Genomic DNA, 11,636 nt, shown 5'->3' with positions numbered 1-11,636 from the left:
GAATGATCCCCGTCTCCAGCAGGACGTTGTCGATAAAAACATCTCCAACATCAACGCCAAGTTTAAGGATCCCAAAGGCGATCGCGCAGAACAGCCTGGTTACGTCGGGCATCGGATAACTCCTTCGTGTGTTGTTGGTCCACCGGCCGCGCTGCCGCCGAGGTAGCTCGCCGCCGCACCAACCAGGCTACCCAGCAGTGCCGAGCTGGCCTGGCGGGTAGCGATACGCGCCATGTCGGCCAGGATCGATTTGGCGAAGTCCGAGAACGACGCCTTTCCGGTCATGGCAAAGTTGACGATTGAATCCTCCATGGAGCTGAAGGCATTGCCGAACAGGCTTTTGGTCTGGCCTGCAATGTTCTGCGCCGAGTCCAGGTAGTTGTCCCATGCTGCAGTCGCACCCTTCGTCCAATCGCCCTGCGCATTCTCCACATCCGCATAGTTCTGCCGGATCTGGTCCGTCGCGGCCTTATTCGCATCTGCGAGCGCCTGAGACTTCCGCTTGAACTCCTCTTCCGACATGTTGCGCGACGGATCAGACTTCTGGTTGGCAAGCTCCAGCGACTGCTGAGCAAAACGGTCCTGCTGGCTGTTCAGTTCGCCGCTGAGCGCGTTCTGGCGGTCGCCCTGCCCTACGCCGAGAACTGCGCGCTGACCTGCAAGCTCCAAGGCTCTCTGTTGCTGCCCCAGCGCCTGCACGTAGGAGGTGATCGCCCGCTCCTGCTTGGCGAGTCGCCCGGTCTCGTTGGTCGCCAGAACCTCAAGCTGGCTATCGGCATCCTTCTGCGCCTTGACCATCCCTGAGCGAGCGTCGGCGATCTTCTGGTCCAGCTGGATGCTTTGCGCTGCCGAATTAGTCTTCTTGCCCTTGGCAGCCTCCAGTGCGGCAATCTCAGCCTCGTAGGCCGCCGTGGTTTGGTCGAGCTGATTGCCGATCAGCGCCTGGCGCCGCAGCAGATAGTCTTCCTCGGACAGCAGGCCGGCCTTTTGAGCCGCTTCCAGTTCCTTCTGGTAGTTTTTGTAGGTGTCGGTGATGGCGGCCAGCTCGTTCTTGGCGTCGTTGAAGCTGGTCAGGTCGACTTGCGTGCTGGAAGCTTGCCACTGCTGATGTCCGGCTGTCAGTCCTCCTCGAGGATCCAGCCAGTGGCTGCGACGTGCCTTCCGCCCCCGGCGCCTTCAGCGTGGTTCATGCAACCCGTCGAGCCCAACTTGACCCAGCGCATGCTCAAAGAATTATCGCCATAACCGATGAAGGTGATAATGGGTTGATAGCATTACGAGCATGCCAAGATTACGTCCGAGCTATAAACCAATCTCATTGAAATTCAATAGTTCGCATGTCAGATAAGCCGTGTTATTCGGATTCATTCAGCAGCGGGTTAGTGAAAAAAACGCACCCTATCAACGTTGCAAATAAAGCTAAAGTTTCTTCCAGCTCCGGGTCTTCAAATAGTATCGAGCGCGAATCTAAGGGCGCATAGAGCACCATATAACCTACCATCGGGAAGGAAGATAGGAACACCAGCATAACTTTCTATCGCATACCGTTTAACCACTGCACGACTGGAGTATCTGCCGTCTTCGCTGATTTTAGGCATAAATAGTGCCTTAGGGTCTCTCCTGAGCTCGCTGCAGAGCGTGATTTCCAGCTCTAGCGTGTCACCAGCCTCTATCCCCATATGCAACGGGTCGTGAGCTGAGCAGACCACCCAGTCTGTTTCGGTGAACTTCGCGATCCCAGCAAATCGCATTCCCGTAAGACGTGTTACGAGTTTTAAAATGCTGGAGATCGCCTCAATTTCAGCTAAAGCTGATCGTTCATCTAAACTCAGCATAGAGTGCAAGGTGACTTCAGGGCTAACCATATTCCACCTATGCTGTGTTTAGCTGGGCGTGCCGTATTGGCTTATGAGAGATTGGGCAACAAAGCTAGAGTTGGCTGACCCATTTCCTATGTTCTGAATCGAAGAACTAAATCGTTTAGGTTGACGGCCAGACGAGAAAGTTCGTTGCTGGCTGTAAGCGTTTGCCGAGTGCCTTCACTGCTCTGCACTGCAAGGTCGCGGATGCTTATCAGGCTGCGATCGACATCCCGCGCCACGTGAGCCTGTTCCTCAGAAGCGGTTGCAATCTGGATATTCCTATCGTTAATTTCGAGCACGGAATCAATGATTTGGCGCAGCGACTGGCCCGCCTGTTCCGCAGTGTCTCGCGTGCTATAAACCTCGGATGTGCTTTTTTTCATTGATTCGACCGCGGCAGATGAGCCTGCTTGAATCGTGGATATCATCTGTTCAATTTCTTGCGTCGATGTTTGCGTTCGGTGCGCCAGCGCTCGAACTTCATCTGCGACTACTGCGAAACCGCGACCCTGTTCTCCTGCACGAGCCGCTTCAATTGCGGCGTTCAAAGCAAGCAAGTTGGTTTGCTCAGCAATCGCCCTAATCACACTCAGAACTTTGCTAATGTCTTGCGCTTGGCCTGCAAGTTCTCTTACCTGATCTGATGACACTTCAACCAAACCCGTCAAGCCACGCATCGCCGTCAAAGTTTCAGTGACTTTTTGATTGCCGAGATCTGCAGCCATGCTCGACTGCATCGCTGCTTCAGACGTGGAGTTGGCGTTTCGTGCAACCTCTTCAACCGCCGCACTCATTTCAGTTACTGCGGTAGCAGCTTGCTCTATCTCACTGTTCTGCTGCTGAAGTGTGCGATCAGCGCTTTCAGTGATCGACGTCATTTCGACGGCAGCAGTGCTCAGTTGGGATGAAGCTCCCGAGATTTCTAGAATTGTGTGTCGCAAATTTTTCTGCATCAGATTCAATGCATGCATCAAGCGCGAAGCTTCATCTGAACCTGTTACTTCAAGATCATGAGTAAGGTCTCCAGCAGCGATATTCTCCGCCAATTTTAGTGATGAGCTGATTGGAATAGTGATGCTATTAGTGAACAAAATCGCCAGGGCTATAGTTAAGATAAATGCCACGATTAGCACCGCTATCAAAACTTTGACGCTATGGTTATATACGTCGGTCGCGTCGACCCCAGATACCTCGGCTTGGCGTGTATTTTGGTCTCGCAGAAGCGTCAGCTGCTCTTGATAGGTGTTGGCTCTATTTGCCTGCTCTGTGTTGGCAAAAATGACAGCCTGATCATGATCGGATGAATCTAAAGCGATTACTTTTTTGAGACCTTCGATGTACGCATGCATAGCCTGGTTAGCCTTCGCGAACTGGATTTCGTCCTGCTCACCAGACATTAAATGTGCACGATAAAAATCAGTTTTTACCTGAAGTGTCTGCATAGATTCTTCGACCTTTGACAGTGAGAAATCATGCACATCTCTCGTGGTACTTGAGAGCATGCGGATACTTTCAAGGCGGGCGTGAAGGAGGGCGATCTGGATGTCGTCAATTACTTGGATACTTGGGAGGGAGTTTTGCTCAATGTCCTGCTCTGTAGCACGCAGCCGATCAATTTGAAGATAAGAGAAGCCTGCCAAGCTGATTAGCAGGAATGTGATTAGGCCAAAACAGACGAAGGCTCTTCGCGCGATACTTAAGGATCTCAATTTCATATAGGCCTCCGAAGGCCGGATTTGGTGGCGTGGCATTTCCACGTCATTTTGCTGATCACGAACAAAGGCAGCCTTTTCATGCGGCACAGTGAATTCCATTTACAGCTTGCAGGCTTAAGGCTGAAACGAGGAACGCAAAAGAATGCATTGGAATGATAGAGGCGCTAAATAATTGCGCGCTAAGTAAATGCGTGTGCGCTCTGTCTGCTGAATTTGGCCCGTTTTGGTAGCGCGACGTCCGGGACGTGCCATGCTATGTGCCAGCGATTACAGGCAGAGCGCACAGCAGAACTCTCCGATATCATTGGATATGGACAGGGCACAATGGATAAGCGGCTTGCAGGCATTTCATTCCTGCTCACCCTCGGCTGGGTCTCAGCCGTCGTGTTCGTCATGTGGTTTTTCAGTTGATGGATACGGCTCGATAAGCTCCGAGCACAGAACGCACTCTGCAAGAAAGTCCGGGTCTGCATCCGCACCGGCATGTTCAATCCGGACGATCTACACCACCAAGCTGGACCAGCTCTGGTCAGTGGCCTGCAAGTAGCGATCACTCTGGTGCCATGAGAACTGCGAGCGTCAATTTGATGAACTCTTCGTTGTCGTCGATGGTGTGCAGCGCTCCCCGGATATTTTCTGCGACCTCGGCAGAGCCACGCTGCTCAACCCAGTTCGATAGCTCCATGATAGAGGCTTCAAGGGCTAATTGGTTTTCGTATAGCTTCGAGAGCAGGGAGGGGAGTAGATCTGAGTTTGGCATCGGCGTTCCTCTGTTGGAGTCAACAGCGTAGCAGCAGGTGTTTAGTAACCAGCTCCAAAGTTATGATTGTTCGCTCTCGGCCAGAACCGGTCGCACACTATTTAATAAAACCTGGGCGATTCAGGTTCCCCCTGCATTTTGAATGCAAGCGCTCGGGGTTGGTTACTGCAATTGAATTACTGCAAGATTAGAGGGGCATCTGGCTAGCAACGTTGATTCCGCCTTGACTTTAGAGTAACGAAGTCCGAGGTAAAGGCGGCAAAAATTGGGCATGTCACTTTCTTAGACCGCCATGCTTTAGGCGAGAATGGCCCCAAAGCGAAAATGGCGTTAGCATTCCGCCTCACTCGGCTTAAACAGCCTGTTTTTCAGATCAGGGTCGCATCGTGGAAAAGCTAAAACGCCTCCAAAGTGGAATCGAAGGGCTAGACGCTCTGCTCAAGGGAGGGCTGGTCAAGGGCGCTTCATACATAATCCAAGGGCGGCCAGGGTCTGGCAAAACGATCCTAGCCAATCAACTTGGCTTCCATCATGCGAATAATGGAGGCCGGGTTCTGGTCGCCACACTGCTGGCCGAGTCACACGACCGTCTTTTTCAGTTTCTTTCTACTCTGAGCTTTTTCGACTCTTCCAAAGTGGGCGCCGAAATTCAGTTTGTCAGCGCATTTGACACCCTAGAAAACGAAGGACTGGACGAGGTTGTGAAACTGCTTCGGCGCGAGATAAGTCGCCAAAAAGCCACAGTGATGGTGGTAGATGGCCTGCTCAATGCTCGCTCAAAAGCCGACTCGCACATCGACACCAAGAAATTCATTTCTGAGTTGCAAGGGCACGCCGCTTTCGCGGGTTGCACTGTGCTATTTCTAACCAGCTCCCGTCTCGACGACGGCAGCCCTGAGCACACCATGGTTGATGGCGTAATTGAAATGGGCGAAGAGCTATTTGGCACTCGCTCGGTACGTCGTATTCAACTGCGTAAAACTCGCGGCAGTGGAGCAATGACAGGCCTCCATGAGTGTGAGATTACCGACGAAGGATTGGTGGTTTACCCTCGACTCGAAAGTCTTTACAGCCACCCGTCCGCCCCTGACAGCGCAGACATGACGCGTATTCTTAGTGGCATTGGTTCGCTGGACGGCATATTGGGTGGAGGCCTTTACAGTTCCAGTGTGTCTCTGGTCATGGGCCCCTCCGGCATTGGTAAAACGACTCTGGGTCTCAAATTCCTTGCAGAGTCGACCGTCGATGCTCCAGGTCTGCATTTTGGCTTTTACGAAAGCCCACAACGGTTGCGACTCAAAGGCCAATCACTGGGTATCGATATCAAGGGTATGGAGGACAGCGGCGCCTTGAGCATTGCCTGGCAGCCCACCACTGAAGGCCTGCTGGATGGGCTGGGCGCACGACTGCTGAGTATCGTTGAAGAAAAGAGTATCAAGCGCCTGTTCATAGATAGCCTTAGCGGTATGACGCGAGTCTCCACAAATCCGGCACGAATTACTGACTTCTTCAGTGCGCTGATGAATGAGCTGCGATCGAGGGGCGTAACCGTGTTTGCATCCTGGGAAATGCGTGATCTATTTGGCTCCGAGGTAAGCGCGCCAAACTCTGACCTGTCCAGCATCGTCGACAACCTGATGCTTATGCGTTTCTCTGAGAATCACTCTGAACTAAGCAGGACGCTTTCCATTCTTAAAGTACGAGACAGTTCTTATGACCCCTCGCGCTTTGAGGTAGTCATCCATGATAAAGATGTTTTCCTGACAAAGGCTTCAAGACATGAACCGTCAGTCCCCACTGAGACACCTCCAGGTTCGATTTCTTAAGCTTTTGCGTGGGTTGAACTGAAATGACCACCATCTTGGTCGTCGACGACGAGTATTTGATCGCTGACATTCTCAGTTTCGCGCTGGAGGATGAGGGGTTCATGGTGGTAACCGCCAGCAACGGCCGAAAAGGGCTGGACGTGCTCGAAAGAGAACGGCCTGCATTGATCATTACAGATTTCATGATGCCAGTCATGGACGGCCTAGAGTTCGCTACAGCTGTTCGAGCACTTCCTTCCGCTAAGGACTTGCCTATCATATTGATGAGCGGTGCTCAGGCACACATCGGTATGCAGAGATCGGATCTGTTTGATGCAGTATTGGCAAAGCCATTCGATATCGATTTGATCATCGCCGAGGTTAGAAAGCTCTTAGGTTCCGAGTAGCTCTCAGCCGCTCAAGACAATTTGAATCACCCTGGTTTTCGTAGACATTCTTGGTGTCCGTTTTTGGACGACAGAATTCATCAACAACCGCTTAGGGTCGATTTCAGCCGGTCCCGACAGGCAGCTATTGGCCGTTTTCTGTCCGTCGCGAGAGGCAGGAAACGGCCAGGAGCGGACCGTCGGTTTGAGCCATTCTCAAGGCATGGCAACCAGCGTTCACGGTGAAGGTCAGATTGCATTAGCGCAGGCTCCAGCCTGCCTTTCACAAAACCTCAATCTAAGTTAGCGTGCACTTTTGCATGATTGGAAACGCTTAATGAAGACAGTGATTGAACGGCTGGAAAAATGGTTAGAGGCCCATCTTCCTGAAGTACGTCGGGATCTGGCCCCGGGCTGTTCGGATGCTGCAATCGAAGAGTTCGAAAGCCTTGTTGGCCGACCTTTTCCAGAAAACTTGAAGCAGCTCTACAGGTTGCACGACGGGCAACACGGTGCTGCGAATTCAGGGCCCTTTTATGGACTTAGTTTTCTGTCGCTGGCAGCGGCCAAGGCACATTGGGAGTCTTGGAAAGATATCATCGATGAGTGGTCGCCCGAAGAAATGACCGAGGCGAGTGCATTCTGCACTTCGGGAAACTCCGGCGCTATCCAGGCTCTATACGCCAACAGATACTGGATACCCTTCGCCTTCGACTACGGTGGCAATCATCTCGGGGTTGATTTGGATCCAGGGGAGCGCGGAACCTTGGGACAAGTCATTAATTTTGGCAGTGACGAAGAAGATAAATACGTTGTGGGCAGGTCCGTTGATGAGTTTATGGAGTGGCTGGTCGATCAACTCGAAAGTGGTAACTTCGCAATCAGGGAGGAGGATGACGGTTGGCGAAGCTTGAACACCAAGGAGCCTGAAATGCTCCATTTTTTGGACGCGGTTCCCATTCTGTTTGGGGCACAATCTGTCAGGTGAACCGGCAAGATCGCCAATTGGGTTTACGCAAGTAGAGAGCTAAAGGGGGCAAATGTATTTTCCAGAAATCCCCCCTTTTTTGTCTCTATCCTCTTTCTTCTCGGAGCCATAGACGTTCTGGACGAATGACTGCTTTTGGCTGTAAGCAGTCTTTCATGAACCACTGCAAGCCCCCAGGCGTGCTCCTCTATTCGCAAGCACAAGCTATGGCCAACGTTAAGCATTGCCACTGTCTGCAAAAAGGTGCGGTATTTCGACCGATTGGTGCGACCGTAAATCTGACGCGCATTTCGAACAGTTAGGAGGCCGAGACCTTGGTTTTCAGCAGACGCTAAAAAGCCCGCCAGGGCAGCCTTCGGCTCATTATGGAGCTTGATAAAATGTAATTGAGTTAAATATAAAGCGGTTCCTGTTTTAACTATAGAGTTTGAAGTAAATATCAACCCTAGAATAAAAATCCATTCATATAGATGCGTTTAGATGGTGCAGGTAGTTCGATTGGATTGTTTGAGTTTCAATTTAGTACTTTAGTACCGTAACCCTATTTAAGTCTTGAATTACTGCCATCTGGCGCCGCATAGTGTCAATGCGCCATATCCCTGTCTGCGCCGTGAGAATACTAAAAAATCGGAGAGTCAGCATGTTAAATTCCTTGTCGGTGCGGAAGAGGTTGTTGTTAAGTTTTGGCTTGATGGTAGTGATTATTTTTATGATCTCTGCATTTTCTGTCACTAGCTTAAATGGATCAAATCTACGCTTCTCAAGTTATGTGGACGGTTTGAATAAGCGCATGGGCCTGATGAATGATCTATTGCTCGCTGCGCAGCAACGTGCGATCTCAGCACGAAACCTCGTGCTGGTCACCTCGGCAGCTGACAGACAGGCCGAGGCCGATACCGTAAATATCGAACATCAGAAGGTTAAAAGTATTTTGTCAGCGTTAGTGGCTGGAGTCGCTGCCTTGCCTCCATCCGCTGATGGTAATAACGCTCGGAGCTTAGTTGCTAACATTGAGGAGATTGAGAAAGCGTATGGTCCGATTGCTTTGGAAATCACGCGGTTAGCCGTTACTGGCGATGCAAAAGCGGCTATTAATATGATGAATAACGAATGCTTGCCACTCCTAAAGAAACTGGTGGCTAGCGTTACAACTTACAAGAGTTTTAACTCAGGTCTAGCGCTGGCTAGCATTAGTGATGCGCAGAACGATTATAAAGACACCCGTAATCTTCTGATGTTTTTCTGCGCAGTAGCAATTGTCATCGGGGTAGTACTGACTACTCTAATAGTTCGTGGCTTATCACGTGCTCTTGGTGCAGAGCCTACTGTCTTGTCCACCATCGCTCAGCGCGTTGCCAGTGGTGACTTGCGCCCGATTCTTGAAGCGGAAATGTCAGCGGCCGGCAGTGTGCTGTCCTCCTTGGGTGAAATGCAGTCACGCCTGAGCCTGCTTATTAGTCAGGTTAATACGTCATCGGGCGTAATTTCTGATGCCGCCGTTGACCTTTCCGCAGCGACAGAGCAGACCCGCATCGGGGTTGGTAATCAGAGAACTGAAATCGACCAAGTCGCCACTGCGATTCACGAAATGGTAGCAACCACCCTCGAAGTTGCACGCAACTCTGAGGAAGCAGCCCATGCGGCGCTCACCGCTAACCTCCAAGCGCAGACCGGCGGAACCATGGCAAAAGAAGCAATAACCCAAATAAAACGTCTCGCATCTGAAGTATCAAAATCTGCCGCAGCCATGGCACAACTCAGGATAGAGAGCCTGAATATAGGCGGGGTATTGCAGGTCATAACGTCTGTCGCCGATCAAACCAACTTGTTGGCGTTAAATGCCGCTATTGAGGCTGCTAGGGCGGGCGATGCTGGTCGAGGATTTGCGGTGGTGGCCGATGAGGTGAGAACGCTCGCCAAACGAACTCAGGGCGCAACCCTGGAAATTGGAGCGCTGACTGCCAATCTGCAAAAAATAGCCGAAGAAGCTGCTGGGATGATGGAAGTCTGCCGCGGTTTGACGGATGAAACGGTAATACAGGTTTCAAACACTGGGGGCTCGGTTGAAACCATCGTGGAGATGATTGACAACATCCAGCAGATGGTCAGACAAATCGCTACTGCAGGTGAGGAACAAAGTTGCGTCGCGGAAGAAATTAACCGGAGTGTTACGTCGGTTCGCAATATCGCGGATGATTCAGCTTTATCGTGCGAGCGAACTGCTCGTTCAAGTACTAACTTGGCTGAGCTCGGAGCCGTGCTACAGCAGCAAATAGGTAACTTTAAGGTTTGACGGGTTTATTGAGATTGCGTCTATGAATTGAGGGCCACTTGAGTTGAGCCACACTCAGCATTACGGTCAACAATCAGCACAAGCACTTCCATTAGAACGACCTGTATAGCTTCTCGACCTCGTATTCTCTCTTTAGAACTGGGTACGCAAGCGGCGGAACTCGAACCGCTGCTATTGGCCTGAAGTTATCTCTCACGACGTATTTCAAATAGGCCCAAGCGCGCGATCAACACAACGCCGAGGCCTTTCGAAGATCACCACCTCACGGATGAAACCGGCGCCCCAACGCGTCCAACCGCACCGCAATCGGCGGCAGTTGTTCGCTGCTCCTGGCCAGCATCTCTACATCCTGTGCCGTGCTCTGCGCGATGCCCTGCACCGACTGCAAGCGCCCGACGATCTCCAGGTTTGCTGAGGTCTGTTCCCGCGTAGTGCTGACGATCCGCCCGTTCAGCGCATCGATTCGGGTGATGTCATTGCCTACTGCCTTTAGCATTTGCACCGCAACCTGGCTGTCTTCCACGCAACGTTCTACGCCCTGGCGGCTGTCCTGCATGGCTTCGACGGCTTCGCGGCTGCCTTGCTGCAAGCCTTCGATGATGGTTTTGATTTCCTGGGTGGAAACCGCTGTGCGTTGCGCCAGGTTGCGCACTTCGTCGGCGACGACGGCGAAGCCGCGGCCTTGCTCACCGGCGCGGGCGGCTTCGATGGCGGCGTTGAGGGCGAGGAGGTTGGTTTGGTTGGCGATGCTGCTGATGACGTCGAGCACCGAGCCGATCTGTTCGGCCTGCACGGCCAAGCCTTGAACGGTCTGATGGGTGTCGGTGAGGCGTGTGGCCAGTTGGGTGATTTCGTGTTGGGCGCGGCCGACGCTTTCCTGGCCGCGCAGGATTTGTTGGCTGGCGACGTCGGCGTGCGCGACCGCTTCCTCGACGTGCACCGTAATGTTGCCCATGGCGTGTTCCATGCGCTGCATGGAGTCAGTCATTTGTGCGATTTCGGCCAGTTGGTGGCGTGCGCCTTTTTCCAGGGTGCCGCTGGCGTGGGCCAGTTCTTGTCCGAGTTGGCCGAGGCCGTGGGAGTCACGGGACACGCCATCAATGAGCCCGGTGATCTGTTGCAGGAAGTGGTCGAAGCGCTTGGCCAGGGACATATGCGCCTTGCCTTCACCTTGTGCGGTTTCCACGGTGAGCTGGGTGGTGACAGCGAGCATTTTTTCGAGCATTTCCTGGCTCTCGACGGCTTCGGCCTGGCTGTGCACGGCGAGGTAGAGCAGGGCGACGGTTTCCATCACCACGTAGAAAGCATGCACAAACACCATGGTCCAGCCGCCGTGGTGTTCCATCACGAATACCGGGAAGCCTTGATGCTGCAAGGCATGGAAGACCACGTGGTGCACGGCGATGGTGAGTGCGGCCACGAGGATCGGCAGCCAGTCGCGGTAAAACGTCAGCACCGCCAGCAGGGCGAAAATTCCGAAGTGGGCTTCGATCACGCCTTGTGCCTGGTTGATATGCAGCGCGGCCATGACCATCAGGCCAGCGCCCAGTGCGCAGCGCATCACGCGTGTGCCGCCGATGGCGCGGTAGAGCGCGGTGAGCAGCAGGCTTGTGCCGCCACCGACTACGATTGCTTGGATCAAGGTGTCGTGCCAGAACGCCAGGCCTACGGAGAACAGCGTCATCAGCCAGATCAACGCCAGCATGATGCGGTCGGCTTTGCGGTAGTGCTCTAGAAAACGCGTGCGGACGGGCATTCACTCTTACTCCCTGTGGTGTGGCCAGGAACAAAGCATGCGGCGTGCCACGATGGCGCGCTGCTACAGAG

The 11,636-nt window shown here is 52.8% G+C and carries 7 protein-coding genes and 3 pseudogenes; 5 read left to right on the top strand and 5 right to left on the bottom strand.

Annotated elements, in window-relative coordinates; translation table 11 throughout:
• Positions 1 to 138: 138 nt before the first annotated feature.
• A pseudogene (locus AOA61_RS20830) lies at positions 139 to 1,098 on the bottom strand (phage tail tape measure protein); the annotation flags it as partial.
• On the opposite strand from AOA61_RS20830, the pseudogene AOA61_RS32360 reads away from it, so the two are divergent.
• Positions 1,092 to 1,322, top strand: a pseudogene (locus tag AOA61_RS32360) (lysis protein); the annotation flags it as partial. The pseudogenes AOA61_RS20830 and AOA61_RS32360 overlap by 7 nt on opposite strands.
• Before the next feature lie 32 nt (positions 1,323 to 1,354).
• On the opposite strand, the pseudogene AOA61_RS20820 reads toward AOA61_RS32360, so the two are convergent.
• From AOA61_RS20820 to AOA61_RS20805, 3 genes and pseudogenes are all read right to left on the bottom strand, one after another.
• Positions 1,355 to 1,865, bottom strand: a pseudogene (locus AOA61_RS20820) (GAF domain-containing protein).
• An 86-nt stretch (positions 1,866 to 1,951) separates the two neighbouring features.
• Entirely contained in the window at positions 1,952 to 3,577 is a 1,626-nt protein-coding gene (locus AOA61_RS20815; RefSeq protein ID WP_099602640.1) for a methyl-accepting chemotaxis protein, read from the bottom strand.
• 550 nt (positions 3,578 to 4,127) lie between these two features.
• Positions 4,128 to 4,337 (bottom strand): hypothetical protein, encoded by a 210-nt coding sequence (locus AOA61_RS20805; protein ID WP_095184905.1) that lies wholly within the window; start codon positions 4,335 to 4,337, stop codon positions 4,128 to 4,130.
• A 383-nt stretch (positions 4,338 to 4,720) separates the two neighbouring features.
• On the opposite strand from AOA61_RS20805, the gene AOA61_RS20800 reads away from it, so the two are divergent.
• The 4 genes from AOA61_RS20800 to AOA61_RS20785 all read left to right on the top strand — a co-directional run bounded on the left by AOA61_RS20800 (position 4,721) and on the right by AOA61_RS20785 (position 9,809).
• Positions 4,721 to 6,163, top strand: a complete 1,443-nt coding sequence (locus AOA61_RS20800) for an ATPase domain-containing protein (protein ID WP_164558489.1) — start codon at positions 4,721 to 4,723, stop codon at positions 6,161 to 6,163.
• A 23-nt stretch (positions 6,164 to 6,186) separates the two neighbouring features.
• The gene (locus AOA61_RS20795) at positions 6,187 to 6,549 is read left to right on the top strand and encodes a response regulator (RefSeq protein ID WP_099602621.1); all 363 of its coding nucleotides are present in this window, start codon (positions 6,187 to 6,189) and stop codon (positions 6,547 to 6,549) included.
• Positions 6,550 to 6,865: 316 nt separating this feature from the next.
• A complete protein-coding gene (locus AOA61_RS20790) occupies positions 6,866 to 7,516 on the top strand; it encodes an SMI1/KNR4 family protein (protein WP_099602620.1) in 651 nt (216 codons plus the stop codon).
• A 640-nt stretch (positions 7,517 to 8,156) separates the two neighbouring features.
• Positions 8,157 to 9,809 (top strand): methyl-accepting chemotaxis protein, encoded by a 1,653-nt coding sequence (locus AOA61_RS20785; RefSeq protein WP_164444926.1) that lies wholly within the window; start codon positions 8,157 to 8,159, stop codon positions 9,807 to 9,809.
• 262 nt (positions 9,810 to 10,071) lie between these two features.
• Here the strand turns inward: AOA61_RS20785 and AOA61_RS32505 are convergent, their stop codons facing one another.
• Complete coding sequence (locus tag AOA61_RS32505; RefSeq protein ID WP_032885273.1) at positions 10,072 to 11,565, bottom strand: methyl-accepting chemotaxis protein; 1,494 nt, start codon at positions 11,563 to 11,565, stop codon at positions 10,072 to 10,074.
• Positions 11,566 to 11,636 lie beyond the last annotated feature (71 nt).

Source organism: Pseudomonas sp. 2995-1 (genome assembly GCF_002742505.1).
Classification (GTDB): Bacteria; Pseudomonadota; Gammaproteobacteria; order Pseudomonadales; family Pseudomonadaceae; genus Aquipseudomonas; species Aquipseudomonas sivasensis.
Note: the sequence above shows the minus strand (reverse complement) of the source record. Positions and strands in the feature narration are given on the sequence as shown.

Coding starts and splice junctions, on each gene's coding strand:
- AOA61_RS20805 (WP_095184905.1), bottom strand. CDS start 4,337: ATGCCAAACTCAGATCTACTCCCCTCCCTGCTCTCGAAGCTATACGAA.
- AOA61_RS20795 (WP_099602621.1), top strand. CDS start 6,187: ATGACCACCATCTTGGTCGTCGACGACGAGTATTTGATCGCTGACATT.
- AOA61_RS20785 (WP_164444926.1), top strand. CDS start 8,157: ATGTTAAATTCCTTGTCGGTGCGGAAGAGGTTGTTGTTAAGTTTTGGC.
- AOA61_RS20815 (WP_099602640.1), bottom strand. CDS start 3,577: ATGAAATTGAGATCCTTAAGTATCGCGCGAAGAGCCTTCGTCTGTTTT.
- AOA61_RS20790 (WP_099602620.1), top strand. CDS start 6,866: ATGAAGACAGTGATTGAACGGCTGGAAAAATGGTTAGAGGCCCATCTT.
- AOA61_RS32505 (WP_032885273.1), bottom strand. CDS start 11,565: ATGCCCGTCCGCACGCGTTTTCTAGAGCACTACCGCAAAGCCGACCGC.